Genomic DNA, 25536 nt, shown 5'->3' with positions numbered 1-25536 from the left:
TATTATGGCGAAAGAATTTGGTCGCCCACAGCGCGTCGCGCAGGAGATGCAGAAAGAGATCGCTCTCATTCTGCAACGTGAAATCAAAGATCCACGCGTGGGTATGATGACCACCGTGTCTGGCGTGGAAATGTCCCGCGACCTGGCGTACGCCAAAGTGTTTGTAACTTTCCTGAATGACCAGGATGAAGACGCTGTGAAGAACGGCATTAAAGCGTTGCAGGAAGCCTCTGGTTTCATTCGCTCTCTGCTTGGCAAAGCGATGCGCCTGCGTATCGTGCCAGAGCTGACCTTCTTCTACGACAACTCGCTGGTTGAAGGTATGCGTATGTCCAACCTGGTGACCAGCGTGGTGAAACATGACGATGAGCGTCGTGTTAACCCGGCGGACGACAGCAAGGAGGACTGATGAGTCGTCCTCGTCGTCGCGGTCGTGACGTGCATGGCGTGCTCTTGCTGGATAAACCACAGGGCGCATCCAGCAACGACGTGCTGCAAAAAGTGAAGCGTATTTATAACGCCAACCGAGCAGGGCACACTGGCGCGCTGGATCCGCTGGCAACCGGCATGCTGCCGATCTGCCTGGGGGAAGCGACAAAGTTTTCCCAGTACCTGCTGGATTCCGATAAGCGCTACCGCGTGATTGCCAAACTGGGCCAGCGCACGGATACCTCCGATGCAGATGGCCAGGTGGTGGAAGAGCGCCCGGTGACCTTCAGCGCAGAGCAACTTGATGCGGCGCTGGACAGCTTCCGTGGTGATACGCTACAGGTGCCGTCGATGTATTCGGCGCTGAAATATCAGGGCAAAAAGCTCTACGAATATGCACGTCAGGGCATTGAGGTTCCGCGCGAAGCTCGTCCGATTACCGTGTATGAGCTGCTGTTCATTCGTCACGAAGGTGATGAACTCGAGCTGGAAGTACACTGTTCGAAAGGGACCTATATCCGCACCATTATTGATGACCTCGGTGAAAAGCTGGGCTGCGGCGCGCATGTGATTTATCTGCGTCGTCTGGCGGTCAGCAAATATCCGGTCGAACGCATGGTGACGCTTGAGCATCTGCACGCCCTGATTGAGCAGGCGCAAGCGCAGGGCGTTGCGCCGGCCGATCTGCTGGACCCCCTGCTGATGCCAATGGACAGTCCGGCAGTGGACTTCCCGGTTGTTAATCTTCCTTTAACATCGTCCGTTTACTTTAAGAACGGAAACCCGGTTCGCACAACGGGGGCACCGCTTGAGGGCCTGGTACGCGTGACGGAAGGTGACGAAGGGAAATTCATCGGTATGGGCGAAATGGACGGCGAAGGGCGTGTGGCGCCGCGTCGTCTGGTCGTCGAATATCCGGTCGAAGCGTGACGGTGATAACGCCTTACCTTGCGATAAGCAGGGGAGACGAGTAGAATATCGCCGCTTAACGCCTGGTAAATTGTTTAACAATCTGCGGGGCGTACATGGGATAGCTGAATTAGAGATCGGCATCCTTACATTCTTTATACTTTGGAGTTTGAAAATGTCTCTAAGCGTTGAAGCTAAAGCTAAAATCGTTTCTGAGTTTGGTCGTGGTACTAACGACAGCGGTTCTACCGAAGTTCAGGTTGCACTGCTGACTGCACAGATTAACCACCTGCAAGGTCACTTTGCAGAGCACAAAAAAGATCACCACAGCCGTCGTGGTCTGCTGCGTATGGTTTCTCAGCGTCGTAAACTGCTCGACTACCTGAAGCGTAAAGATGTTGCACGCTACACCGCGCTGATCGAGCGTCTGGGTCTGCGTCGCTAATTCTTGCGAGTTTCAGAAAAGGGGGCCTGATGGCCCCTTTTTTCAACCAGACGGCAGCAATTCAATGGAAACTATTGTATTGTTGCTATAAATGATCTTCATTGCAGAGGTTCGCGCGGCTAATGAGAGGCTTCACCCATGGGGGTGTCGGTTGTCATTAGTCGCGAGGATGCGAAGAAGGTCGGGTTAAATCGTCAGCACACCTGAGGTGTGCTTTCAAACATTTAAGAAAGGACAGAACTTTGCTGAATCCGATCGTTCGTAAATTCCAGTATGGTCAGCATACCGTCACGCTGGAAACCGGCATGATGGCGCGTCAGGCTACTGCTGCCGTTATGGTAAGCATGGATGACACTGCTGTATTCGTTACCGTAGTTGGCCAGAAAAAAGCTAAACCAGGTCAGGACTTCTTCCCACTGACCGTTAACTACCAGGAGCGTACCTACGCTGCCGGTAAAATCCCAGGTGGCTTCTTCCGTCGTGAAGGCCGTCCAAGCGAAGGCGAAACCCTGATCGCGCGTCTGATTGACCGCCCGGTTCGTCCGTTGTTCCCGGAAGGCTTCGTGAACGAAGTGCAGGTTATCGCAACCGTTGTTTCCGTTAACCCGCAGGTTAACCCGGACATCGTTGCGATGATCGGTGCGTCTGCTGCCCTGTCACTGTCTGGTATTCCATTCAATGGTCCAATCGGTGCTGCGCGCGTGGGTTACATCAATGATCAGTACGTGCTGAACCCAACTCAGGAAGAGCTGAAAGAGAGTAAGCTGGACCTGGTTGTCGCCGGTACTGAAGCCGCGGTGCTGATGGTTGAATCCGAAGCTGAACTGCTGAGCGAAGACCAGATGCTGGGCGCTGTGGTCTTCGGCCACGACCAGCAGCAGGTTGTTATCCAGAACATCAACGACCTGGTGAAAGAAGCCGGTAAACCACGTTGGGACTGGCAGCCAGAAGCGGCCAACGACGCGCTGAACGCACGCGTTGCTGCACTGGCAGAATCTCGTCTGAGCGACGCATACCGCATCACCGACAAACAGGAGCGCTATGCTCAGGTTGATGTGATCAAATCTGAAGTAACCGCGACCCTGGTTGCCGAAGACGAAACGCTGGACGCTAACGAAATTGGTGAAATCCTGCATGCCATCGAGAAAAACGTTGTTCGTAGCCGCGTACTGGCAGGCGAGCCGCGTATTGATGGCCGTGAAAAAGACATGATCCGTGGTCTGGACGTGCGTACTGGCGTACTGCCACGTACTCACGGTTCTGCGCTGTTCACCCGTGGTGAAACGCAGGCGCTGGTAACCGCGACCCTGGGTACTGCACGTGACGCACAGATCATCGACGAACTGATGGGCGAGCGCACTGACAGCTTCCTGTTCCACTACAACTTCCCTCCGTACTCTGTGGGCGAAACCGGTATGGTTGGCTCACCGAAGCGTCGTGAAATTGGTCACGGTCGTCTGGCGAAGCGCGGCGTGCTGGCAGTGATGCCAGAAGCAGACAAATTCCCGTACACCGTACGTGTGGTGTCTGAAATCACTGAATCCAACGGTTCTTCTTCCATGGCTTCCGTGTGTGGCGCTTCTCTGGCGCTGATGGATGCAGGCGTGCCAATTAAAGCCGCCGTTGCGGGTATCGCAATGGGTCTGGTGAAAGAAGGCGACAACTACGTTGTTCTGTCTGACATTCTGGGTGATGAAGACCACCTGGGTGATATGGACTTCAAAGTGGCGGGTTCCCGCGACGGTATCTCTGCCTTGCAGATGGATATCAAAATTGAAGGTATCACCAAAGAGATCATGCAGGTTGCTCTGAACCAGGCTAAAGGTGCGCGTCTGCACATCCTGGGCGTGATGGAACAGGCTATCAACGCGCCACGCGGTGATATCTCTGAATTCGCTCCGCGTATTCACACCATCAAGATCAATCCAGACAAGATCAAAGATGTTATCGGTAAGGGCGGTTCCGTTATCCGTGCACTGACCGAAGAAACGGGCACCACCATCGAAATCGAAGATGACGGTACTGTGAAGATCGCAGCAACCGACGGCGAGAAAGCGAAATACGCTATCCGTCGTATCGAAGAGATCACGGCAGAAATCGAAGTGGGCCGTATCTACAATGGTAAAGTGACCCGTATCGTTGACTTTGGCGCATTCGTTGCCATCGGTGGCGGTAAAGAAGGTCTGGTACACATCTCTCAGATCGCTGACAAGCGCGTTGAGAAAGTGACCGATTACCTGCAAATGGGTCAGGAAGTACCGGTGAAAGTTCTGGAAGTTGACCGCCAGGGCCGTATCCGTCTGAGCATTAAAGAAGCAACCGAGCAGTCTCAGCCTGCTGCGGCGCCGGAAGCTCCGGCTGCTGAACAGCAAGGCGAGTAAGGTTGCCATTTGCCCTCCGCGCAGGCGGAGGGCTTATTATCAGGCAGGACGCCTTGTTAAGCCGCCGGGGGACAGGACGTTCATCCAATAGTTGTCTTCGGGAGTGGGAAATGAAGCCTTTTTTGCGCTGGTGTTTCGTTGCGACAGCTTTAACGCTGGCAGGATGCAGCAACTCTGCCTGGCGTAAGAGCGAAGTCCTCGCAGTGCCATTGCAACCGACTTTGCAGCAGGAAGTCATTCTGGCACGCATGGAACAAATACTTGCCAGTCGGGCTTTAACCGATGACGAACGCGCACAGCTTTTATATGAGCGCGGAGTGTTGTATGATAGTCTCGGTCTGAGGGCACTGGCGCGAAATGATTTTTCACAAGCGCTGGCGATTCGACCTGATATGCCTGAAGTATTCAATTACTTAGGCATTTATTTAACGCAGGCAGGCAATTTTGATGCTGCCTATGAAGCGTTTGATTCTGTACTTGAGCTTGATCCAACTTACAACTACGCGCACTTGAATCGCGGTATCGCATTGTATTACGGCGGACGTGATAAGTTAGCGCAAGATGATCTGCTGGCGTTTTATCAAGACGATCCTAATGATCCTTTCCGCAGCCTGTGGCTTTACATCGTTGAGCAGAAGCTTGATGAGAAGCAGGCCAAAGAAGCACTGAAACAGCGCTTCGAGAAATCGGACAAGGAACAGTGGGGATGGAACATTGTCGAGTTCTACCTGGGCAACATTAGCGAAGCAACGCTGATGGAACGCCTCAAGGCGGACGCAACGGATAACACCTCGCTCGCTGAGCATCTCAGTGAAACCAACTTCTATTTAGGTAAGTACTACCTAAGTCTGGGGGATATGGACAGCGCTACGGCACTGTTCAAATTAGCGGTTGCTAACAACGTACATAACTTCGTTGAGCACCGTTATGCATTGTTGGAATTATCGCTCTTGGGCCAGGAGCAAGACGACCTGGCAGAATCGGACCAGCAATAGCTGACGACATAAACATCAGCCCGTAATCTTTTGATTGCCATCACCTTCACTGGTGAGGGCGTTGTTGTTCGTCAATACACCTAATTTGAGCCGGTTCACACTTTTCAATGAAAATTGCTAATCATTTTCACGATGAGCTAAGTAGACTGGCCGCCATTAATATCGAGGCACTTGTACTACATGGCTGAATTCGAAACCACTTTTGCAGATCTGGGCCTGAAGGCTCCTATCCTTGAAGCCCTTAACGATCTGGGTTACGAAAAACCATCTCCGATCCAGGCTGAGTGTATCCCACACCTGCTTTCTGGTCGTGACGTGCTGGGCATGGCCCAGACTGGTAGCGGTAAAACCGCAGCATTCTCGCTGCCGCTGCTGAACAACATTGATCCGGACCTGCGCGCGCCGCAGATCCTCGTCCTGGCTCCAACCCGTGAACTGGCTGTTCAGGTTGCTGAAGCCATGACGGAATTCTCTAAACATATGCGCGGCGTAAACGTGGTAGCCCTGTACGGCGGCCAGCGTTATGACGTGCAGTTACGCGCCCTGCGCCAGGGCCCACAAATTGTTGTCGGTACGCCGGGCCGTCTGCTGGATCACCTGAAGCGCGGTACCCTGGACCTCTCTAAACTGAGCGGCCTGGTACTGGACGAAGCCGATGAAATGCTGCGTATGGGCTTCATCGAAGACGTAGAAACCATCATGGCGCAGATCCCGGAAGGTCATCAGACCGCTCTGTTCTCTGCAACTATGCCAGAAGCGATCCGTCGCATTACCCGCCGCTTCATGAAAGAGCCGCAGGAAGTGCGCATTCAGTCCAGCGTGACCACTCGCCCGGACATCAGCCAGAGCTACTGGTCTGTATACGGCATGCGCAAAAACGAAGCGCTGGTCCGTTTCCTGGAAGCGGAAGATTTTGATGCGGCGATTATCTTCGTACGTACCAAAAACGCGACCCTGGAAGTGGCTGAAGCCCTGGAGCGTAGCGGCTACAACAGCGCAGCGCTGAACGGCGACATGAACCAGGCCCTGCGTGAGCAGACTCTGGAGCGTCTGAAAGACGGTCGTCTGGATATCCTGATTGCAACCGACGTGGCAGCACGTGGCCTGGACGTTGAGCGTATCAGCCTGGTTGTAAACTACGATATCCCAATGGACTCCGAGTCTTACGTTCACCGTATCGGCCGTACCGGTCGTGCGGGTCGTGCAGGCCGTGCGCTGCTGTTCGTTGAGAACCGCGAGCGTCGTCTGCTGCGTAACATTGAACGCACGATGAAGCTGACCATTCCAGAAGCTGAGCTGCCAAACGCAGAACTGCTGGGCAAACGCCGTCTGGAAAAATTCGCCGCGAAAGTACAGCAGCAGCTGGAAAGCAGCGATCTGGATCAGTACCGTGCGCTGCTGTCCCAGATCCAGCCTGTCGCTGAAGGCGAAGAGCTGGACATGGAAACCCTGGCCGCAGCACTGCTGAAAATGGCGCAGGGCGAACGTAGCCTGATCGTGCCACCTGATGCGCCGATGCGTCCTAAGCGTGAGTTCCGTGACCGTGACGATCGTTTCGAACGTCGTGGCGACCGTAACGACCGTGGTCCACGCGGTGACCGTCCAGAGCGTGGTGGTGAAGACCGTCCACGTCGCGAGCGTCGTGACGCTGGCGAAATGGAACTGTATCGCATTGAAGTGGGCCGTGATGATGGTGTTGAAGTTCGTCACATCGTTGGCGCGATCGCTAACGAAGGCGACATCAGCAGCCGTTACATTGGTAACATCAAGCTGTTCGGTTCCCACTCCACCATCGAGCTGCCAAAAGGCATGCCGGGCGAAGTACTGCAACACTTTACTCGCACCCGCATCCTGAACAAGCCGATGAACATGCAGCTGCTGGGCGATGCACAGCCACGTCCTGACCGTGGCGGCGAACGTCGTGGCGGTGGTCGCGGTTTCGGTGGCGAGCGTCGTGAAGGCGGTCGCAGCGAAGGTCGCGGTGGTGAAGGCCGTCGTTTCTCCGGCGAGCGCCGCGAAAACCGTGGTCCACGCCGTGAAGAAGGTGCCAGCCGTCGTCGTTTCGGTGACGCGTAAGCCTTTCGCTTCTGACGTAAAGTAAAATATACAGCCCCGATAGTCGCTATCGGGGCTTTTTTTATTCCTTTTGTACTCTTGTACTGGTACAGTGCAACACACTAAAATGCAGAACCACATTTTTCACTGGAGATAAGGCCGCATGGCAACACTAACCACCACCCAAACGTCACCTTCGCTGCTTGGCGGCGTGGTGATCATCGGCGGAACCATCATTGGTGCCGGGATGTTTTCCCTGCCTGTGGTCATGTCCGGTGCGTGGTTCTTCTGGTCGCTGGCGGCGCTGGTTTTCACCTGGTTCTGCATGCTCCATTCCGGGCTGATGATCCTTGAAGCAAACCTGAACTACCGCATTGGCTCCAGCTTCGACACCCTCACCCGGGATCTGTTGGGCAAAGGCTGGAACCTGGTGAACGGGCTGTCCATCGCGTTTGTACTCTATATCCTGACCTACGCGTACATTTCAGCGAGCGGGTCGATTCTGCATCACACCTTCTCAGAGATGTCGCTGAACGTTCCGGCGCGTCTGGCGGGTCTCTGCTTCGCGCTGGGCGTGGCGTTTATCGTCTGGATGAGCACCAAAGCGGTCAGCCGCATGACGGCAATCGTGCTGGGCGCAAAGGTCATCACCTTCTTTCTTACCTTCGGCAGCCTGCTGGGGCACGTCACGCCGGCCACGCTGTTTAACGTTGCCGAAACGAACACCTCTTATACGCCGTACCTGCTGATGACCCTGCCGTTCTGTCTGGCGTCGTTTGGCTACCACGGTAACGTACCGAGCCTGATGAAGTACTACGGCAAGGATCCGCGCACCATCGTGAAATGCCTGGTTTACGGCACGCTGCTGGCGCTGGCGCTGTATGTGATCTGGCTGCTGGGGACGATGGGTAACATCCCGCGTCCGGAATTTATCGGCATTGCGCAGAAGGGCGGTAACATTGATGTGCTGGTACAGGCGCTGGGCGGCGTGCTGAACAGCCGCAGCCTGGATCTGCTTCTGGTGGTCTTCTCGAACTTTGCGGTGGCGAGTTCATTCCTCGGCGTGACGCTGGGCCTGTTTGACTACCTGGCGGATCTGTTTGGTTTTGATGACTCTGCGACGGGGCGCTTCAAAACGGCGCTGTTGACCTTCCTGCCGCCGATTGTGGGCGGCCTGCTGTGGCCGAACGGTTTCCTGTACGCCATCGGCTATGCGGGACTGGCGGCCACCATCTGGGCGGCGATTGTACCGGCGCTGCTGGCGCGCAAATCACGTAAGCGCTTCGGCAGCCCGAAATTCCGCGTCTGGGGCGGAAAGCCGATGATTGCGCTGATTCTGGTATTTGGTATCGGCAACGCGGTGGTCCACGTGCTGTCGAGTTTTAACCTGTTGCCGGTATATCAGTAAGTTTTTGTGCCGGATGGCGGCTACGCCTTATCCGGCCTACGCGATCCCGTAGGCCCGGTAAGCGAAGCGCCACCGGGCATAGCAAAAAACTACCCCACCAACTCCTCTTTCACCTGCATTGCCAAATCAAACGAATGCAGACGCGCCTGGTGATCGAAAATCTGGCCGTTAACCATAATCTCATCCGCCTGGGTTTCACGCAGCACCGACTCCAGCCCGTGACGCACTTTCGCCTTATCACCTACCAGCGACATACTCAGAGCCTGCTGCACGCCATACTGCTCGGAGGCCGACCACAGCTGATGCATATTCTCTACTGGCGGCGGCAACTGGCCCGTCTCACCGCGACGCAGCTTCACAAACGCCTGCTGCATGGAGGTGAACAGGAATTCCGCGTCGCGGTTGCTGTCGGCGGCAATGATATTGATACAGACCATCGCGTACGGTTTCTCCAGACGCTCGGACGGTTTGAAGTGCGTGCGGTAGAGATGCAGCGCCTGATGCAGCATATCCGGTGCGAAATGCGAGGCAAACGCAAACGGCAGCCCCAACTGGGCGGCGAGCTGCGCGCTGTACAGACTTGAGCCTAACAGCCATACCGGGATCTTTTCCCCGTACCCCGGCACAGGACGCACGTGCGGGTTCGGATCCCGCGCGTCAAACCAGTCCACCAGCTCCGCCACATCGCGCGGGAAGTTATCGATATCGCCGCTCATATGGCGACGCAGGGCGCGCATGGTCGGCTGGTCGCTGCCCGGCGCGCGGCCAAGCCCTAGATCAATACGGCCCGGATAGAGGGTATTCAGCGTCCCGAACTGCTCAGCAATCACCAGCGGGGCGTGGTTTGGCAGCATCACGCCGCCGGAGCCCAGGTGCAGTGTGGTGGTATTCGCCGCCAGATAGCCAATCAGCACCGAGGTGGCGGCGCTGGCGATGCCCACCATATTGTGGTGCTCCGCCAGCCAGTAGCGATGATAGCCGCGCTTTTCGGCAAGCTGAGCAAGATCGAGAGAGTGCGTGAAGGCTTCTCTGGCCGAGGAGCCTTGTGGGATCGGCGCCAGATCCAGCACCGAAAACGGAATGGTTTTGTCAGTCATAACAGCTCACTTTGTCGACGGTCAATCTTTAATACTGCATTAAAAAATGATAACCGTTGTTAACAAAGTGAGCTTTTTTTACGCCTGCAATTCCAGCCCGGCGAGACGTCGCCAGTAACCGTTGCAGTCGCTGTTTGCGGTCAACGGCAGCGGCGAGGCGCCGTTTTCGTTGGCGCGGAAGGCGTCCAGCATGGCGAATACGCCGGTATCCAGCGGCGAAAGACGCACCATATCCACCAGCCCGTGCATTGACGCCAGTTCGTTGCCGAGGTTATAGACGTAACCGCTCATGGTCTGAATGCCGTTAAGAACAAACACCTGCTGATTCTCCTGCGACAGCATGCTGCGTCCGTTCGGGTACTTAATGCAGCAGGTTTCGCACTCGTCTTTCGGACGATCTTCGGAACGTGCGGTGAAGCAGCGGGCAGAGTAGGCCAGCGGCAGATGCCCATAGCTCAGAACTTCCACTTCAAACTTGTTGCGAATGCCCAGCTCTTCGCACTGTGTAAGCAGGTTGGCCAGCCAGTCGCGGGAGAGTTCAACCGGCATGCACCAGCGGGTCATCCCCTGTTTGAGCAGCAGGCGCAGGGTCACGGCGTTATAGCAGTTCAGGGCATGTCCGGCGACAAACGGCAGCTTACGTTCGGCGCACATGTTCACCACGCCCAGGTCGCTCGCCTCCAGCAGGAACTCACCGTTTTCGACGTAGCGCTTCAGCTCGCCCAGTTCAGAGGACGCCTGCACCAGCGCCAGCGTCGAGAGCACCACCTGCTTGCCGCTGCCGGCCAGGCTTTTCGCCATATCCAGCCAGTCGCCCACTTTGGTGGCGCGGCGCTTGCTGCACACCGCTTCGCCGAGGTAAATCACATCGGCGCTGCTGATAGCGGCCTGCTGGTAAAAATCTTCCAGCGTCTCTTTTGACCAGTAGTAAAGCACCGGCCCTAATGAATATTTCATGATTTTCTCACTGCCATTTACGGTGATACGCGCCGAGCGTGGTTTGGGTGCCTTCGGACATCGCGCCGAGCGTCTCCATCCATGCCGCCTGCGGAGCGTAGTTTTGCGGGTCCGCCATGCAGCGGTCGATGGCCTGACGCCACACCTTTGCCACCTGGCTCACGTAGGCCGGGCTGCGCTGGCGGCCTTCGATTTTCACCGAGGCAATATTGGCGGCCAGCAGCTCTGGCAGCAGTTCCAGCGTGTTGAGGCTGGTGGGCTCCTCCAGCGCGTGGTAGCGCTCGCCGTCCACCAGATATCGGCCTTTGCACAGTGTCGGATACCCCGCGTTTTCACCGTCCTGATAGCGGTCAATTAACACGTCATTCAGGCGTGACTCCAGTCCCTGCGGTGTTTGCTGCCAGCGAACGAAGCGGGCAGGCGAGCAGGCGCCGACGGTATTTGGCGATTCCCCGGTGAGATAGGAAGAAAGATAGCAGCGGCCTTCAGCCATGATGCACAGGCTGCCGAAGGCAAAAACCTCCAGCGGCACTGGCGTGACGCGCGCCAGTTGCTTAACCTGATGAATAGAGAGCACGCGCGGCAGCACCACGCGGGCTACGTCAAAGTGTCGATGATAAAAACGCACGGCCTCTTCATTGGTGGCCGATGCCTGAACAGAGACGTGGCGCTCAATATGCGGATAACGTTCTGCCGCATACTCAAGCATGGCGAGGTCGGCCAGGATCAGCGCATCGGCGCCCAGCTGGGCCGCCATATCCACGGCGCGCTGCCAGCGGGCATAGCCATCAGGATGGGCAAAGGTATTGATGGCGATGTGCAGTTTGCGCCGGTGCTGGTGAACGAAGTTAACGGCTTCCTGAAGCTTTTTCTCCGTAAAGTTAAGACCCGCAAAATGGCGGGCGTTGGTATCATCTTTCAGCCCGATATAGACCGCATCGGCCCCATTTTCGATGGCCGCCTTAAGCGCCGGAAGGTTTCCGGCAGGGCAGAGCAGCTCCATAATTTATCCCGATGTTGTCGATCGCAGGGATCGTAAAAAATGTTAACGAGCTGGGATTTTAATTAACCCATACGCGACAATTTTTGATTTAAGGCAGCTAATGGCGTATTGATGGCACCAATAATGAGGTACACCGGACAACGGTTTGTTGATTTACGCCGCTATCTTCTTGTCGGGATATGGCAAAATAGCAGGACTATAGCTATCAGGGAGTAAAGCTCGTGCTGGATAAACTGCGTTCACGTCTCGTACAATTTGGTCCATCAATGCTGAGCGTGCCGGTAAAACTGGCGCCGTTCGCGCTTAAACGCCAGGTGCTGGAACAGGTACTGAGCTGGCAGTTCCGCCAGGCGCTACAGGACGGTGAGCTGGAGTTTCTGGAAGGCCGCTGGTTAAAGATTGAAGTGCGCGATATCGGGTTGCGCTGGTTTACTTCCGTTGAGAACGATCGGCTTATCGTCCGTGAAACCGCCGAGGCGGATGTCAGCTTTAGCGCGGATGCCAGCGATCTGCTGATGATCGCCGCGCGCAAACAGGATCCGGACACCCTCTTCTTCCAGCGTCGTCTGGTGATTGAAGGCGACACGGAGCTCGGTCTGTACGTCAAAAATTTAATGGATGCCATTGAGCTGGAGCAGATGCCGAAAGCGCTGCGTATGATGTTGATGCAAATGGCAGATTTCGTTGAGGCCGGGCTAAAAACCCCGCCGGACAGTAAACACACTTCAGTAGGTGAACCATGCTGATTCGAGTCGAAATTGGGATTGATGCGCCGGGTATCGATGCGTTGTTACGCCGCTCTTTTGCAGGCGACGCCGAAGCCCAACTGGTTCACGATCTTCGCGAAGATGGCCTGATTACGCTGGGCCTGGTTGCCACTGACGATGAAGGGCAGGTGGTCGGCTACGTGGCCTTCAGCCCGGTGATTGTGCAGGGTGAAGAGTTGCAGTGGGTCGGCATGGCGCCGTTGGCGGTGGATGAAAACTACCGTGGCCAGGGCCTGGCGCGCCAGCTGGTCTATGAAGGACTGGATTCACTGAATGAATTTGGCTATGCCGCTGTCGTCGTTCTGGGCGATCCGGCGTTCTACGAACGTTTAGGTTTTGAGCCAGCGTCCAGATACGATCTGCGCTGCCACTGGCCGGGCACGGAAACATCTTTCCAGGTGCATCATCTGGCAGATGATGCGCTCGACGGCGTTACCGGTCTGGTGGAGTACCACGATCATTTCAATCGTTTTTAAGCAGGCTTTCGCGTAGCGCCTCGAAAGAGCCGTCCCCGTTGACGAGACGCTCTTTCTGGCGCTTTGTCAGCTGCTTGATGCGGTATTCCAGCCTGAGCGCCAGGGATCTGTCGCCCACGGCGGCTGAAAACGCTAACTGAAGTTCACCTTTCCCCCGTAGTGCTTTCGCCCCTTTCCCCGTTTGATGTTGTAAAAAACGCCGTGCCACATCGGTAGTGATCCCGGTGTAGAGTGCGTTATCAGCGGTTCGGACAAGATAGAGAAACCAGCACACAGTAAACAGATTCAGTATGTTAAGGTGAACGCACCATAGCATGAGAGAGAGCGAAAATGGAAACACTGGCCGCCATTAACCGCTGGCTGGCAAAGCAGCATGTCGTGACCTGGTGCGTCTGTAAAGACGAGGAGATGTGGTGCGCAAATGCCTTTTATTACTACGATCCCGAGCGCGTGGCCTTTTACGTAATGAGCGAAGACAAAACGCGGCATGCGCAGATGACGGGCCAGCAGGCAAAAGTGGCAGGTACGGTAAACGGTCAGCCTAAAACTGTTGCGCTGATCCGCGGGGTCCAGTTCAAAGGTGAAATTCGTCGCCTGGAAGGGAAGGAGAGCGACGCGCAACGTAAACGCTATACGCGCCGCTTCCCGGTGGCTGCGGCGCTAAAAGCCCCGGTGTGGGAAATCCGCCTTGATGAGCTGAAATTTACCGACAACACCCTGGGCTTTGGTAAAAAGCTGCACTGGTTACGCGCCGAGCAGGCGTAGCGCTTCACGGTTAAACGCCGGCAGATCGTCCGGTGTACGGCTGGTGATCAGCTGATCGTTATCGTTCACCACTTCCTGATCGTAGAACTCGGCTCCCGCGTTTTTCAGATCGATAACGATCGGCTTCACCGCGGTGAGCTTACGCCCGCGTACCACCTCGGCGCTGATCAGCAGCTGCGGACCGTGGCAAATGGCAAATACCGGTTTACCGGTGCCGACGAAGTCACGGGTAAAGGTGACGAAACGCTCGTCTCCGCGCAGGGAATCCGGTGAATGGCCGCCCGGTAACAGCAGGGCGTCGAAATCCGACGGGCTGACGTTATCAATGGATTCGTCAATGGTCACGCTGGCTTCGCCCTTATGGCCCTTCACGGTTTTACCCGCTTCTTTCTCGATGGTGACCACCTCGTGGCCCGCCTTGCGGAATGCCTCTGCTGGCGACGTAAATTCTGAATCTTCAAACTCGTCGGTAATCAAGACTGCGATTTTTTTACCCATGCTTCCTCCGTTGTTTTCGCTTCAGACTGTTTTTTTCCCGTTTGTGGTAAATACTTACCTGTAACAGACTTTTAAGTGTGGTAGAGCAGGCCCAGAACGCAAACGGACAATTCTGTAAAGGGGATAAGATGAGTCAGGTACTGATTACCGGCGCAACCGGGCTGGTGGGTGGACATCTGCTGCGGCTGCTGATCCAGGATCGGCATATCAATTATATCGCCGCCCCGACGCGTCGCCCGCTGTTGGATATCACCGGCGTCTATAACCCGCACGATCCACAGCTCACCGACGCGCTGGCGCAGGTGCAGGATCCCATTGATATCGCCTTTTGCTGCCTTGGCACCACCCGACGGGAAGCGGGCAGTAAAGAAGCTTTTGTCCATGCGGATTACACGCTGGTGGTGGATACCGCCCTGACGGCGAAAAAGCTGGGCGCAAAACATTTCCTGGTGGTCAGCGCGCACGGCGCGAACGCAGGCTCGCCGTTTTTTTACAACCAGGTGAAGGGCAAAATGGAAGAGGCGTTAATCGCGCAGAAATGGGAGCGCCTGACCATCGCGCGGCCTTCCATGCTGATGGGGCACCGTGACGAACGTCGTTTTAACGAGTCTTTTTTCGCTCCGCTGTTTCGCATTCTGCCGGGTAACTGGAAGTCCATCGAGGCGCGGGATGTCGCGCTGGCGATGCTAAAAGAGGCGCTGGCTCCGTCGCAGGAGGGGGTTAATATTATCCCTTCGGCAAAACTGCGTGAAATCGCGCAGGGCGAGGCGTAAACTTCCCCGGCTTATTAAATAACACCTTCCGGGGAATGGTATGACTGGTCAGTCTTCATCTCAGGCGGCAACACCTGTTCAGTGGTGGAAGCCCGCACTCTTCTTTCTCGTGGTCATCATTGGCCTCTGGTATGTGAAATGGCAGCCGTACTACGGTAAAGCCTTCACCGCCGCCGACACCCACAGCATCGGTAAATCGATTCTCGCGCAGGCCGATTCCAGCCCGCTACGCGCGGCGTGGGATTACGCAATGGTCTATTTTCTTGCCGTCTGGAAAGCGGCGGTATTGGGCGTATTGCTGGGCTCGCTGATTCAGGTACTTATCCCGCGTAACTGGCTGGTGAAAACCCTGGGACAGCCGCGCTTGCAGGGCACGCTGCTGGGGACGATTTTCTCCCTGCCGGGCATGATGTGTTCCTGCTGCGCCGCACCGGTGGCGGCGGGTATGCGCCGACAGCGCGTGTCGATGGGCGGCGCGCTTGCCTTCTGGATGGGTAACCCACTGCTGAATCCGGCAACGCTGGTGTTTATGGGCTTCGTTCTCGGCTGGCATTTCGCGTTTATCCGTCTGGCGGCTGGCCTGCTGACGGTGGTGCTTGTCGCTACGCTGGTGCAGCACCTGGTGAAAGACAACGAGGCCGGGTCTGCTTCCGTTGAGCTGGACGTCAGCGAGCCGCAGGGCAGTTTCTTTGCTCGCTGGGGCAAAGCGCTGTGGCAGCTTTTCTGGAGCACCATTCCGGTCTATATCCTGGCCGTACTGGTGCTGGGGGCCGCGCGCGTCTGGCTGTTCCCGCATGCGGATGGCGCTATCGACAACACGCTGATGTGGGTGATTGCGATGGCGGTGGCCGGTTGCCTGTTCGTGATCCCAACCGCGGCGGAGATCCCGATTATTCAGACCATGATGATGGCCGGTATGGGGACCGCACCAGCGCTGGCGCTGCTCATCACGCTGCCGGCGGTGAGTCTGCCGTCGCTTATCATGCTGCGTAAATCATTCCCGGCGAAAGCGCTGTGGCTGACTGCGGGGCTGGTGGCGTTGAGTGGAGTGATTGTGGGGAGTATGGCGCTTGTGTGAAAAAAAGCCCGGTGGCGCTAGCGCTTACCGGGCCTGTAGCCAGGTGGGAATTACTTAATGTAAGTAAAGGCGGTGGTGACGTGTTTCACGCCGCTCACCCGGCTGGCGATATCCGCTGCCGCTTTCCCTTCACGTTCCGTCACCAGACCCAGCAGGAACACTTCGCCGTTCTCCGTGGTCACTTTCACGTTTGAGGATTTCACCTGGTCGGTACCCAGCAGCTGGGAACGCACTTTGGTGGTGATCCAGGTATCAGATGACGCGGTGCCGAGACCAATCGGCTGGCCCTGGCGGATCTCGTTATACACTTCCGCCGTGCCTTCCACACCCATCGCGATCTGTTTGGCGCGCGAGGCGAGTTCAGGATTTGGCGCCTGGCCTGCCAGCAGCACTTTGCCCTGATAAGCCGTCACGTTGATGCGTGCTTCCTTCTTGATCTGCTCGTCTTTCGACAGTGCGCTGTTTACGCGCAGCTCAAGCGTACCGTCATCCACCTGCGTCCCAACGGTACGCGGATCGGTCGCTGCTTTGGTGCCGACCGCTGCGGTACCGACTACAGCGGCAGCGATGCATCCCTGAAGCAGTAATGCAGACATCACGACTGCAAGGGCCGATAAAACCTTCATGAGAACTCCTTAATCATCCTGGTGAGGGAAAAGCGTGTTATCGATCAGATCGCATAAGCAGTTCACCGTGAGCATATGCATCTCCTGGATGCGGGCGCTACGGTGCGAAGGAATGCGGATCTCCACATCCTGCGGCCCCAGCAGGCCAGCCAGCTCACCGCCGTCGTAACCGGTCAGGGCGACAATCGTCATATCCCGGGTCACTGCCGCTTCAACCGCTTTAACGATATCCCGGCTGTTACCGCGCGTGGAGATCGCCAGCAGCACGTCTCCGGCATGGCCTAAGGCGCGCACCTGCTTGGCGTAGATTTCGTCATGCAGACGATCGTTGGCAATCGCAGTTAAGACCACGTTATCGGTGTTTAGTGCAATGGCAGGTAAGCTTGGGCGCTCGGTTTCGAAGCGATTGATCATGCTGGCAGCAAAATGCTGTGCGTTGGCGGCGGACGTGCCATTGCCACAACAGAGGATTTTGTTGCCGTTGAGCAGCGACTGAACCAGTGTCATCGCTGCACGCGAGATCGCGTCCGGAAGGGCTTCCGCCGCGGCAATCTGCGTTTGAATGCTTTCTGTGAAGCACACTTTAATTCGTTCGAGCACGGTATCCCTTTAAAATCTTATTTATGCGTCTTCGCCAAACGCGTTTTTAAGCCAGTCGATCGCATTTCCGGTGAAGGCTACCACATCGAAACGGCAATCCACAGTATCAAAACTCCCATTATGGCGGGCAAGCCACAAGTGGGCAGTCTGTAATAATTTTTGTTGTTTGGCGAGCGTCACGCTGGCGGCAGCACCGCCAAAACGGGACGACTGTCGGTAGCGAACTTCAACAAACACGATGGTCTGACCGTCTTTCATGATCAGGTCAATCTCGCCGCCGCGCCCGCGAACGTTGGCGGCGACAAAGCGCAGTCCTTTGCCTTCAAGCCAGCGACGCGCCTTTAACTCCCACGCGTCGCCGGTCTGTTTACGGCTTAACTGGCCGGGACAATCTGCCCCTGCTGGTATTTGAGCCATGATAACTTCCTGTTAATCACACAATCCTGATCGGCGGTCAGATCGCCGGTATTCCCGTTAAGCTCGAAGCCCGGTACCTGGCGCATCTGGGTGAAGTGGTTTGCCAGCGCCCAGGCATCGACGCCCATCGCGTACAGACGCGCCAGGGAATAGTCATTGCGCACCGCGCCCAGCGCCTGCTGCATCAACTGCGGGTTGCTGCCTGCCAGCATCGGGATCTCGCTGTATTGCAGTCCTTCCATTTCCAGACGGAAATCCGGGCCTGCGGTACCCTGTGCGCTGCGTGAGCTGGCGTAGAGCGTTGCGCCGCTCTGGCTGCCGTTACGCATGGCGATCATCGGTTTGATAAAGGCGATCTCTTCCGGCGTAGCGACGATGTACGCCGAATCCACTTTACCGCCGCCGCTGATTTGCGCGTCGGTAGGGGGCGCTGGGATCGTCAGACCGCCGATGGTGACGCTCTGCTGCTGCGGCAGGCTGGCGGATACCGGGCTACCGTTGAGGGCAATACCTGCCCCGCCGTTCACGCCCGCTCTCAGTTCGGCAGCTGAGCCAAATTTCTGCTGCAACACCACGCCACCGCCAAGGGTCTGCCACTCTTGCGCAAACGCGTTGGCAACGCGATCGCCCAGCGTGCTGCGTGGGATCAGCAGCAGCGGCGCCTGCTTGCCCTGCTCGTGAATATGACGGGCCGCATCGCGGGCTTCATCCTCCGGAGAGAGGGCGAAGTAACAGATATTGGCGCGGTTCTGAACCTGCTCAGGCTGGTTAAGCGCCAGCACGTTCAGCGTGGTGTCGCTCTTCATCAGCGCTTCCACGTTGTTTTTCAACAGCGGGCCGACAACGATGCTGGCCCCGTCCTGCTGAACCTGCGCCAGCACCTGGTCAAGCGGCTGGGCGCTGGTGTCGTAGATTTTCAACACTGCACCAGGGTTAGCGCTGGTGGTGGCCACAGCCTGCGGCTGGGTTGCTGGCTGCTGTTCCGGCTGCGCGGTTTGCGGCTGAGGTTGTTCTGCCGTCACGGGCGCCGGTGTTTCAGCCGGGGCCTGTGTTGCCGCAGGCGCAGGGGGAGCGGGCTGCGTCGTTGGGGCGGTAACCGGATTCTGCATGGTGCCCTGCGCAGGGGTTTGCGCGGTGGTCAGGTCGCTGGTTTCGGCGGCGGACGGGCTGACAACGTCATTCACATTCGCCGCCTGTGCTGCCTGGGTCGGAACCGCGCTACCGCTGACGGCGGTAGTGCCGTTTTTCGCGGCTTCGAAACCTTGCTGAATGGCGCGACCAAACACCGCTGCCTGACCGTTTAACGGCAGCAGCAGGGCGATTTTGCTGGTGGAGGCGGGCTTAAAGTTTTGCACGTTCACCAGCTGCGTTGGCAGCATTTTCGCTCCCGGGTTTTGCGGGTAACGCTTTTGCCAGTCGGTAATGCCAGCTTTCAGCATGTTCGGATCGCTGCGGTTGTTGAACCACATCTGTTGCAGATCCAGCCAGCCTTGCAGAACATTTTCATCGGCGTTGATTACCAGCGCTTTGGCCTGATCCTGGGTCATGGAGGCGAGCGCCTGCCAGGTTGCATCAATATTTTTCTGCTTGTCCGCACCCGCGAGCAGAGGCTCCTGGGCTATCAGCGCGCGGAGTAGCGTCAGGGAAGGGCGGCCCTGCTCAGCGGTGATACCGGCCTGCCAGAAACGGGCCTGCTGGTTTTTATCCAGCGTGCTGAGATCGATGGTGCCGAGGATCTTCTTCGCGCCGTCGTAATCTTTTTGCGCGACCTTCAGTTCTGCTGACAGCAGCGTCTGCTCATGGCGCTGAGTGTCGTTAAGATCCTGCGGCAGCTGGCTGAACAGCTCGGCGGCCTGCTGGGTTTTCCCTTCTTTCAGCAGTGCACGAATGGCGAGTAATTGCCAGTTGATCCTGGTATCATTTGTACTCTGCGACATTTGTTGCAGATAAAAGCCAGAATCAGCCTGAGCGGATCCCTGCATATGAGCAGTGCTCTGGTCAGGTGCCTGGGTGCCGCAGCCGGTAAAGATCAGGGCTGCCAGCAGGAGGGGCACGCTGTGCGCGGCTTTTTTTTGAAGAAACGTTAACGGTACCATACTGTATCCAGTGATTTTTTTACGCAATGCTCAATATTAAATCGGCAATACGGACGAAACAATGAAACAACACGAAACGGCAGATAATTCTCAAGGCCAGCTTTATATTGTACCTACTCCTATCGGGAATTTGTCTGATATTACCCAACGTGCGCTCACCGTATTGCAAGCTGTTGATTTAATTGCTGCTGAAGACACCCGTCATACCGGTTTACTGCTACAACACTTTGCCATTAACGCCCGTTTGTTTGCCCTGCACGATCACAATGAGCAACAAAAAGCCGAATCGCTGGTGGCGAAGCTTAAAGAAGGGCAGAACATCGCGCTGGTCTCCGATGCGGGAACGCCGCTGATCAACGATCCGGGCTACCATCTGGTACGCACCTGCCGTGAAGCAGGCATCCGCGTTGTGCCGCTGCCCGGGCCGTGCGCGGCGATTGCGGCGTTAAGCGCTGCGGGCCTGCCGTCCGATCGTTTCTGCTACGAAGGCTTCCTGCCTGCTAAATCCAAAGGCCGTCGCGATGTGTTAAAGGATCTGGAAGCTGAACCGCGTACGTTGATCTTCTTCGAATCAACTCACCGTCTGCTGGAAAGCCTGGAAGATATGGTGACCGTCTGGGGCGAAGGGCGCTACGTGGTGCTGGCGCGCGAGTTGACCAAAACGTGGGAAACCATTCACGGTGCGCCGGTTGGCGAACTGCTGGCGTGGGTGAAAGAGGATGAAAACCGCCGCAAGGGCGAAATGGTGCTGATTGTTGAAGGGCACAAAGCGCAGGAAGACGCTCTGCCTGCCGATGCGCTGCGTACGCTGGCTCTGCTACAGGCTGAACTCCCCCTGAAAAAAGCGGCGGCGCTGGCGGCGGAGATCCACGGCGTGAAGAAAAATGCACTGTATAAATATGCGCTGGAGCAGCAGGGGGAGTAAGCCCCTGCCGCCTGTTTTGCCGGGTGGCGGCTTCGCCTTACCCGGCCTACACCGTGTCAGAGCCTCACTATTTCCCCGGCATCGCCTCAAATACCAGCGTTTCCAGCGGTTGCAGCGTAATTACCACAGCGTTTTTATACTCCTCTGGTACGGTCGAATTACTGCCGTACACGGCTTTCAGGGTAAACTGCGAACGCTCTCCTGCCGGGATCTCAAAATCTTTGGTTAAATCCAGGTAGTAACGTTGCGGCTTATCCGACGGGTTGCGTAGGCCAAAAATCGCTTTGTCTTTACTCCATGAGGCCCAGCCGTAAACCTGAAGCGAAGTTGGGTCACCGCCAATCCAGTGAGTATCCACCAGCACGCTGGCATTCTCACGCGACCATTTCGCCGCCTGCGCCAGGGTATCCCACTTCGCCTTATTCAGCATGGACGGCGTGATGTACAGCTCCTGAAGCTGAGTTCCGGTTGCGAAGTAGCTCCAGACCTGATCGGCAAAATCGCTGTCTGTTTGCACTTTCTCGAGTCCATAGTAAGCGTTCTCTGCGCTGACGATCCCGTGGTACATCAGTGAGTTCAGCGGGAACAGAGGACCTTTGCGCACGATGGATCGCCAGGTTTCGGCATCGCGGTAGGTCATCCACTGCTGCACTGGCGTGCCGGGGCCGTACAGGTTGATATCATCGCCCTGACGCCAGATTGAATCAGCATAGAACAGCCAGGACGGGCTGGCGTCGGTGCCGGTGGTCAGGTTGATAAACAGGTTCGGGTTTGCGCTGCGCATGTTGTGCAGCAGGGCAATGGATGCGTCAAAATCCGATGCAAATGGGCTGCCCTTGATATGCGAATTGGCGTTACCCATTCCGTCGAGCTTGAACGAGGTAATGTGCTCGTTTTTGATCAGCTTAATGATCTGATCGTTAAAGTTTTTAAAATAGTTCGGCCCCGACAGCGCCAGCTTGCCGTCTACGGTTTCAAAACCATACTCTTTTGCATGCGAGACGCGAATATCGCGCGGCTTGTTGTATCCGCCCCACGGAGAAAGCCACAGCCCAACCGAGCTGTGCAGGCTGTCGGCTTTTTCCCTGACTTTGCCAAAACCGTTGCTGAATGCCGGGCCAAAAAGCCAGCGTCCGGTGCGATCGTCCCAGCCATCGTCCAGCAGGAACGCGTCCAGCGCCACCCCGCGTCCGGCAATAAATTCTTTATTCCATTCGTCCATCCGCCCAATGACATCCTGCTCGGAGTAAGGGGTAAAGAAACCGATGTCCATCCAGCTGTTGTAGTGCAGATAAGGCTTATAAGGCCGCGGACGCACGGCATCGATAAACTGGTTTACGCTGCGGCGCAGCTGATTAGTTTCCGGGAAAGTGCCGAACCAGGTGGTAAAACTAACCGGTGTCTCAGGCAGAATTGGCGTTTTCAGCTCCACGTTGAGGTTCGTGGTGGCTTCATAAGCGTAAGTATTCACAATCGGTTTGTCTGGCAGGATGAAGAACGAGTCGGCCACGATTGGCGAGCTGTTAATCGCCCCGTCAACGTAAGGTGCCTGAGACTGCTTCTTCGTCGGGAAGAAGGTAATTTTCGCTACGTCCCGCGGCTGCCCGACGGCGGCGATGGTGTAGCCGATGCTGGCGTATTTTCCCTTCACCAGGTTCAGTTTCACCGTTACGTTAAAATCCGGATGCGTAAAGTCGATGACTATCGCATTGTCCTGCTTTTCGACGTGCTTGATTTTGAAATCAGCGGTGTGGATTTTTGTTTCATCCGGCAGCGTCAGAAAGAACAGCTCCTGGGGCGTGAGCGGATGGTTAGATTTGCTGTCCGTTACTACTACCGTTGCATTTGCATCATCAAACGAAAGGGCAATATTGTCGTTACTGAGCGCGTAGTTTGCTGCCGCCGCGCCATGAGAAACGCAGAGAGCCAGCAGCGAGAGAGTGAGCATTTTTTTCATCGGGGTAAGATCCTTATCAGTAATGCTTCAGCATTCGGTTGATGGACTGTTCCAGCCAGTAGCGCTGGGTGCCGAAGTTAATACGCAGGTAGTTTTCGCCGTTTTGTACGTAGTGGCTGCCATCTTCGATGACCACGCCAGCCTGTTTGGCGAAATGTTGGGTTAGCGCCGTCGCACTGCGATCGTCCGCACTGACGTCTATCCAGGCGAGATATGACGACTCCGGGTTCATCATCTTCCATGCAGGGAAGTGGGTCTGGATGGCATCCGCAAGGTAGCGGGCATTGCCGCGCAGATAACCATTCAGCGCGTCGAGCCATGGCAGACCCTGCTGATAGGCCAGAATAATTCCCCACACGCCGAAGATATTGGGCGAGGTAATGGAGTTCTTCTCCAGCTGCTGGCGGAAACGCTGGCGCAGCGAATCGTCTGGAATTATCGAGTAGGATGTTTTTAGCCCGCCAAGGTTGAACGCTTTATTGGGGGAGGTCAGCACAATCAGGTTGTCCTGGGCGGCACAGCCCGAAGTCAGACAGCTGACGAATGTACCGTCCAGAATGTGCTCGGCGTGAACCTCATCAACCACCAGAATCGTGCCGTAGCGCTTACAGAGATCGGACACCTGGCGTATCTCATCCGCGCGCCAGATTCGGCCCGAAGGGTTATGCGGCGAGCAGAAGAACCACAGTTTTGGACGGTGAGTTTTGAGCTGAACTTCAATCAGATTAAAATCCAGGTGATAGCGGTTTTCCTTCACGCTCAGCGGATTTGCAAGCACCCGCACGCCCTGTCGCTGTGTCGCCATCGCAAACGGGTCATACACCGGGGTGTTCATCATCACGCAGTCGCCGGGTTTGCAGAACGCCTGAACCGTATAGTGCAGCGTGGAAACGGTGCCGTAGGTCAGGGTGATCCATGACTTATGCACCTCAACCTGATGACGGGTGCGCTGGAAGGCGATGACCGCATCGTAGAATTCGTCGAAGCACCAGGTGTAACCGAAGGTGCCATGCTCCACGATGCGCTGGAAGCCTTCAATCACGGCGGGTGGCGAGGTGAAATCCATGTCTGCTATCCACAGCGGGATAAATCCCTCCGGGACATCACCGAAACGCGAGCACACAAACGCATGATCCCATTTACGGCATTTATCGCTTTTACGCTCAATGATTCTGTCGAAATCAAACACAACGTCCCCCTGTTAAATTAAGGCTTCAATGCCGGATTTGACGCTCTGCACCTGCGGGCCGATGATCACCTGAACGCTGTGGGCATCAAGCACCACGACTGACAAGGCGCCCGCGGCCTTCAGCGCCTGCTGGTCGATAAGCCCCATATCTTTCACCACCAGACGTAAGCGGGTGATGCAGTTGTCGAGCGACTCAATATTCTCTTTACCGCCAAGCGCGCGAAGAATAAGCCCATGATCGTATTTTGATTTTCCACGTGCCCGGGTATTGGCTTCCACCGCCTGGAGCGCACCCTGCGCGTCAACCTCACGGCCCGGCGTTTTAATATCGTGCCTGAGGATGTACCAGCGGAAGACGAAGAAGTAGATAGCAAACCAGGCCATACCCACCGGGAACAGCAGATACCATTTGGTCGACATCCCCTGCATGACGCCGAAGATCAGCAGATCCAGAATACCGCCGTCGGTGTTGCCGATAGTGACGCCGAGAAGCGCCATCACCATCAGCGCCAGGCCAGACATAACGATATGAAACGCGTAAAGCACAGGGGCAATAAACAGGAACAGGAACTCAATCGGCTCTGAAATACCCGTGACAACTGAAACCAGCATGCCAGAAAGCAGCAGCCCTTTAATCACCGGACGGTTTTCCGGACGCGCGGTGCGGTAGATAGCGTAAGCCACGGCAGGCAGGCCGAAGATAAAGGTCGGCATAAACCCTTGCGATAAAAATGCCGTAACGTGCGGGCTAAACGGCAGGCCGGCTTTCAGCTCGGCGTAGAAAATGTTCAGCGCACCGGCCACTTCCTGGCCGTTAACCATCTCAATGCCGCCCGCCGGGGTGAAGCGCACCATCGCCAGCAGGATGTGGTGCAGGCCAAAAGGTTTGAGCAGCAGTACGCCCACGCCATACAGGAACGGCCCAAAGACGCTGGTGCTCTGGATGATATGACCAATCCCGGCAATGCCCATTGCCACATATTCCCACAGCAGGGGGATGAACAAGCCGACCAGCGACAGGGTGAGGGCGGTAACAATCGGTACAAAACGAATGCCGCTAAAGAAGGCAAACGCGTCGTGCAGCACCGTGTCCTGGAAGCGTTCGTGCAGGAAGTAGGTGATCACCCCTACCACAATGCCGCCGAGCACGCCCATCTCCAGCGTTTGAATACCAAGCACGATGGATTGTCCCACCTGTCTCATGGTGGCGGCATCCGCAAGCTGGTGGGTGGCGGTCAGGTAGTAGTTGATGCTCATGTTCATCAGCATGTAGCCAACGAATCCGGCAAAAGCGCCCACCGCTTTATTACGTCTGGCAAGGCCCATCGGGATCGCCATGGCAAACATCAGCGGCAGATAGGTAAAAGCAAAGCCGCCGACCATGGCGATAAAACCAAAGGTGAGCTGCGTTAACTCGCCGCCCAGAAAGGGAAAACTTTTGATGGTGGAAGGGCTGGTGACAGAACTACCGATACCTAACAACAACCCCATAAAGGCCAACAGCGAGACTGGGAACATAAACGTCTTTCCCAGGCTCTGGAAAAACTCCCACGCTTTCGATTTAAACGACTTTTCCTGTGTCATGTAGGGACTCCTCGGATTTTTAGGATAATGGAAGGCGCTGTCCGGCTTAAGGACGCGCCTTCATATTTGCGAGGCTTATAGTTATTTTTTTAGGTACTAGCGTTAT

The 25536-nt window shown here is 56.1% G+C and carries 26 protein-coding genes; 14 read left to right on the top strand and 12 right to left on the bottom strand.

Annotated features, from left to right (window positions below; genetic code table 11):
• The first annotated feature begins 4 nt into the window (after nt 1–4).
• From rbfA to mtr, 8 genes are all read left to right on the top strand, one after another.
• Entirely contained in the window at nt 5–409 is a 405-nt protein-coding gene (rbfA, locus tag BFV63_RS19375) for a 30S ribosome-binding factor RbfA (protein ID WP_003861793.1), read from the top strand.
• On the top strand, nt 409–1359 hold the full coding sequence (truB, locus tag BFV63_RS19370) for a tRNA pseudouridine(55) synthase TruB (RefSeq protein ID WP_003861791.1): 951 nt from the start codon (nt 409–411) through the stop codon (nt 1357–1359). The genes rbfA and truB overlap by 1 nt, the downstream gene beginning before the upstream one ends.
• 154 nt (nt 1360–1513) lie before the next feature.
• Nucleotides 1514–1783: a 30S ribosomal protein S15 gene (gene rpsO / locus BFV63_RS19365; protein ID WP_003861789.1), complete on the top strand. Its 270-nt coding sequence runs from the start codon at nt 1514–1516 to the stop codon at nt 1781–1783.
• A 242-nt stretch (nt 1784–2025) separates the two neighbouring features.
• Entirely contained in the window at nt 2026–4164 is a 2139-nt protein-coding gene (pnp, locus tag BFV63_RS19360) for a polyribonucleotide nucleotidyltransferase (RefSeq protein ID WP_003861786.1), read from the top strand.
• Between the two features lie 110 nt (nt 4165–4274).
• Complete coding sequence (nlpI, locus tag BFV63_RS19355) at nt 4275–5159, top strand: lipoprotein NlpI (RefSeq protein WP_003861782.1); 885 nt, start codon at nt 4275–4277, stop codon at nt 5157–5159.
• A gap of 107 nt (nt 5160–5266) precedes the next feature.
• A complete protein-coding gene (gene yrbN / locus BFV63_RS23155) occupies nt 5267–5347 on the top strand; it encodes a protein YrbN (RefSeq protein ID WP_097397692.1) in 81 nt (26 codons plus the stop codon).
• Nucleotides 5340–7235 (top strand): DEAD/DEAH family ATP-dependent RNA helicase, encoded by a 1896-nt coding sequence (locus tag BFV63_RS19350; protein ID WP_003861780.1) that lies wholly within the window; start codon nt 5340–5342, stop codon nt 7233–7235. Before yrbN ends, BFV63_RS19350 begins: the two co-directional genes overlap by 8 nt.
• Nucleotides 7236–7377: 142 nt before the next feature.
• Nucleotides 7378–8622: a tryptophan permease gene (mtr, locus tag BFV63_RS19345; protein WP_003861779.1), complete on the top strand. Its 1245-nt coding sequence runs from the start codon at nt 7378–7380 to the stop codon at nt 8620–8622.
• A gap of 89 nt (nt 8623–8711) precedes the next feature.
• On the opposite strand, the gene BFV63_RS19340 is transcribed toward mtr, so the two are convergent.
• The 3 genes from BFV63_RS19340 to ubiU all read right to left on the bottom strand — a co-directional run bounded on the left by BFV63_RS19340 (nt 8712) and on the right by ubiU (nt 11679).
• Entirely contained in the window at nt 8712–9719 is a 1008-nt protein-coding gene (locus BFV63_RS19340) for a luciferase-like monooxygenase (protein WP_003861777.1), read from the bottom strand.
• Nucleotides 9720–9797: 78 nt separating this feature from the next.
• Nucleotides 9798–10676, bottom strand: a complete 879-nt coding sequence (locus BFV63_RS19335; protein WP_048241749.1) for a U32 family peptidase — start codon at nt 10674–10676, stop codon at nt 9798–9800.
• A gap of 7 nt (nt 10677–10683) precedes the next feature.
• The gene (gene ubiU / locus BFV63_RS19330; protein ID WP_003861773.1) at nt 10684–11679 is read right to left on the bottom strand and encodes a ubiquinone anaerobic biosynthesis protein UbiU; all 996 of its coding nucleotides are present in this window, start codon (nt 11677–11679) and stop codon (nt 10684–10686) included.
• Between the two features lie 221 nt (nt 11680–11900).
• Here ubiU and ubiT point away from each other — a divergent pair, with 221 nt between their 5' ends.
• Entirely contained in the window at nt 11901–12425 is a 525-nt protein-coding gene (gene ubiT / locus BFV63_RS19325; protein WP_003861771.1) for a ubiquinone anaerobic biosynthesis accessory factor UbiT, read from the top strand.
• The gene (locus BFV63_RS19320; protein ID WP_023323783.1) at nt 12419–12922 is read left to right on the top strand and encodes a GNAT family N-acetyltransferase; all 504 of its coding nucleotides are present in this window, start codon (nt 12419–12421) and stop codon (nt 12920–12922) included. The genes ubiT and BFV63_RS19320 overlap by 7 nt, the downstream gene beginning before the upstream one ends.
• Here BFV63_RS19320 and BFV63_RS19315 read toward each other — a convergent pair.
• Nucleotides 12909–13238 (bottom strand): GIY-YIG nuclease family protein, encoded by a 330-nt coding sequence (locus BFV63_RS19315; RefSeq protein ID WP_003861768.1) that lies wholly within the window; start codon nt 13236–13238, stop codon nt 12909–12911. The two genes, BFV63_RS19320 and BFV63_RS19315, sit on opposite strands and share 14 nt — an antisense overlap.
• A gap of 14 nt (nt 13239–13252) precedes the next feature.
• On the opposite strand from BFV63_RS19315, the gene BFV63_RS19310 reads away from it, so the two are divergent.
• The gene (locus tag BFV63_RS19310) at nt 13253–13687 is read left to right on the top strand and encodes a YhbP family protein (RefSeq protein ID WP_023314902.1); all 435 of its coding nucleotides are present in this window, start codon (nt 13253–13255) and stop codon (nt 13685–13687) included.
• Here the strand turns inward: BFV63_RS19310 and BFV63_RS19305 are convergent.
• Nucleotides 13667–14185: a type 1 glutamine amidotransferase domain-containing protein gene (locus tag BFV63_RS19305; protein ID WP_015571965.1), complete on the bottom strand. Its 519-nt coding sequence runs from the start codon at nt 14183–14185 to the stop codon at nt 13667–13669. The two genes, BFV63_RS19310 and BFV63_RS19305, sit on opposite strands and share 21 nt — an antisense overlap.
• A gap of 128 nt (nt 14186–14313) precedes the next feature.
• Between BFV63_RS19305 and BFV63_RS19300 the strand changes: the two genes are divergently transcribed.
• Both BFV63_RS19300 and BFV63_RS19295 read left to right on the top strand, forming a co-directional pair.
• Nucleotides 14314–14958, top strand: a complete 645-nt coding sequence (locus BFV63_RS19300) for an NAD(P)H-binding protein (protein ID WP_023304489.1) — start codon at nt 14314–14316, stop codon at nt 14956–14958.
• A 40-nt stretch (nt 14959–14998) separates the two neighbouring features.
• The gene (locus BFV63_RS19295; protein ID WP_003861758.1) at nt 14999–16036 is read left to right on the top strand and encodes a permease; all 1038 of its coding nucleotides are present in this window, start codon (nt 14999–15001) and stop codon (nt 16034–16036) included.
• 50 nt (nt 16037–16086) lie between these two features.
• Here the strand turns inward: BFV63_RS19295 and dolP are convergent, their stop codons facing one another.
• From dolP to BFV63_RS19275, 4 genes are read right to left on the bottom strand one after another with little or no spacing between them, the layout of a single operon-like run.
• The gene (gene dolP / locus BFV63_RS19290) at nt 16087–16662 is read right to left on the bottom strand and encodes a division/outer membrane stress-associated lipid-binding lipoprotein (RefSeq protein ID WP_003861756.1); all 576 of its coding nucleotides are present in this window, start codon (nt 16660–16662) and stop codon (nt 16087–16089) included.
• Nucleotides 16663–16671: 9 nt separating this feature from the next.
• Nucleotides 16672–17262 (bottom strand): DnaA initiator-associating protein DiaA, encoded by a 591-nt coding sequence (gene diaA / locus BFV63_RS19285; protein WP_003861754.1) that lies wholly within the window; start codon nt 17260–17262, stop codon nt 16672–16674.
• Nucleotides 17263–17283: 21 nt separating this feature from the next.
• Entirely contained in the window at nt 17284–17679 is a 396-nt protein-coding gene (locus BFV63_RS19280) for a YraN family protein (protein WP_003861751.1), read from the bottom strand.
• Nucleotides 17637–19775 (bottom strand): penicillin-binding protein activator, encoded by a 2139-nt coding sequence (locus tag BFV63_RS19275; protein ID WP_048241751.1) that lies wholly within the window; start codon nt 19773–19775, stop codon nt 17637–17639. Before BFV63_RS19275 ends, BFV63_RS19280 begins: the two co-directional genes overlap by 43 nt.
• Before the next feature lie 61 nt (nt 19776–19836).
• On the opposite strand from BFV63_RS19275, the gene rsmI reads away from it, so the two are divergent.
• The gene (gene rsmI / locus BFV63_RS19270) at nt 19837–20700 is read left to right on the top strand and encodes a 16S rRNA (cytidine(1402)-2'-O)-methyltransferase (protein ID WP_032607975.1); all 864 of its coding nucleotides are present in this window, start codon (nt 19837–19839) and stop codon (nt 20698–20700) included.
• Between the two features lie 67 nt (nt 20701–20767).
• Here rsmI and BFV63_RS19265 read toward each other — a convergent pair whose 3' ends face one another.
• The 3 genes from BFV63_RS19265 to malX are packed head-to-tail and all read right to left on the bottom strand — an operon-like array spanning nt 20768 to nt 25430.
• Nucleotides 20768–22657, bottom strand: coding sequence for an alpha-galactosidase (locus BFV63_RS19265; protein ID WP_023323780.1), 1890 nt, complete (start codon nt 22655–22657; stop codon nt 20768–20770).
• Nucleotides 22658–22673: 16 nt separating this feature from the next.
• Nucleotides 22674–23846 carry a MalY/PatB family protein gene (locus tag BFV63_RS19260; RefSeq protein WP_023314897.1) on the bottom strand — a complete coding sequence of 391 codons (1173 nt, stop codon included), beginning with the start codon at nt 23844–23846 and terminating at the stop codon, nt 22674–22676.
• Between the two features lie 12 nt (nt 23847–23858).
• Nucleotides 23859–25430 (bottom strand): maltose/glucose-specific PTS transporter subunit IIBC, encoded by a 1572-nt coding sequence (malX, locus tag BFV63_RS19255; protein WP_048241754.1) that lies wholly within the window; start codon nt 25428–25430, stop codon nt 23859–23861.
• Between the last annotated feature and the right edge of the window lie 106 nt (nt 25431–25536).

It is taken from the genome of Enterobacter hormaechei subsp. xiangfangensis (assembly GCF_001729785.1).
Lineage (GTDB): Bacteria > Pseudomonadota > Gammaproteobacteria > Enterobacterales > Enterobacteriaceae > Enterobacter > Enterobacter hormaechei_C.
Note: the sequence above shows the minus strand (reverse complement) of the source record. Positions and strands in the feature narration are given on the sequence as shown.

Bases quoted from the DNA above. Each gene is read 5' to 3' on its own strand.
- rbfA (WP_003861793.1), top strand. From the start codon at position 5: ATGGCGAAAGAATTTGGTCGCCCACAGCGCGTCGCGCAGGAGATGCAG.
- truB (WP_003861791.1), top strand. From the start codon at position 409: ATGAGTCGTCCTCGTCGTCGCGGTCGTGACGTGCATGGCGTGCTCTTG.
- rpsO (WP_003861789.1), top strand. From the start codon at position 1,514: ATGTCTCTAAGCGTTGAAGCTAAAGCTAAAATCGTTTCTGAGTTTGGT.
- nlpI (WP_003861782.1), top strand. From the start codon at position 4,275: ATGAAGCCTTTTTTGCGCTGGTGTTTCGTTGCGACAGCTTTAACGCTG.
- yrbN (WP_097397692.1), top strand. From the start codon at position 5,267: ATGAAAATTGCTAATCATTTTCACGATGAGCTAAGTAGACTGGCCGCC.
- BFV63_RS19350 (WP_003861780.1), top strand. From the start codon at position 5,340: ATGGCTGAATTCGAAACCACTTTTGCAGATCTGGGCCTGAAGGCTCCT.
- mtr (WP_003861779.1), top strand. From the start codon at position 7,378: ATGGCAACACTAACCACCACCCAAACGTCACCTTCGCTGCTTGGCGGC.
- BFV63_RS19340 (WP_003861777.1), bottom strand. From the start codon at position 9,719: ATGACTGACAAAACCATTCCGTTTTCGGTGCTGGATCTGGCGCCGATC.
- BFV63_RS19335 (WP_048241749.1), bottom strand. From the start codon at position 10,676: ATGAAATATTCATTAGGGCCGGTGCTTTACTACTGGTCAAAAGAGACG.
- ubiU (WP_003861773.1), bottom strand. From the start codon at position 11,679: ATGGAGCTGCTCTGCCCTGCCGGAAACCTTCCGGCGCTTAAGGCGGCC.
- BFV63_RS19320 (WP_023323783.1), top strand. From the start codon at position 12,419: ATGCTGATTCGAGTCGAAATTGGGATTGATGCGCCGGGTATCGATGCG.
- BFV63_RS19315 (WP_003861768.1), bottom strand. From the start codon at position 13,238: ATGCTATGGTGCGTTCACCTTAACATACTGAATCTGTTTACTGTGTGC.
- BFV63_RS19310 (WP_023314902.1), top strand. From the start codon at position 13,253: ATGGAAACACTGGCCGCCATTAACCGCTGGCTGGCAAAGCAGCATGTC.
- BFV63_RS19305 (WP_015571965.1), bottom strand. From the start codon at position 14,185: ATGGGTAAAAAAATCGCAGTCTTGATTACCGACGAGTTTGAAGATTCA.
- BFV63_RS19300 (WP_023304489.1), top strand. From the start codon at position 14,314: ATGAGTCAGGTACTGATTACCGGCGCAACCGGGCTGGTGGGTGGACAT.
- BFV63_RS19295 (WP_003861758.1), top strand. From the start codon at position 14,999: ATGACTGGTCAGTCTTCATCTCAGGCGGCAACACCTGTTCAGTGGTGG.
- dolP (WP_003861756.1), bottom strand. From the start codon at position 16,662: ATGAAGGTTTTATCGGCCCTTGCAGTCGTGATGTCTGCATTACTGCTT.
- BFV63_RS19280 (WP_003861751.1), bottom strand. From the start codon at position 17,679: ATGGCTCAAATACCAGCAGGGGCAGATTGTCCCGGCCAGTTAAGCCGT.
- BFV63_RS19275 (WP_048241751.1), bottom strand. From the start codon at position 19,775: ATGGTACCGTTAACGTTTCTTCAAAAAAAAGCCGCGCACAGCGTGCCC.
- rsmI (WP_032607975.1), top strand. From the start codon at position 19,837: ATGAAACAACACGAAACGGCAGATAATTCTCAAGGCCAGCTTTATATT.
- BFV63_RS19265 (WP_023323780.1), bottom strand. From the start codon at position 22,657: ATGAAAAAAATGCTCACTCTCTCGCTGCTGGCTCTCTGCGTTTCTCAT.
- malX (WP_048241754.1), bottom strand. From the start codon at position 25,430: ATGACACAGGAAAAGTCGTTTAAATCGAAAGCGTGGGAGTTTTTCCAG.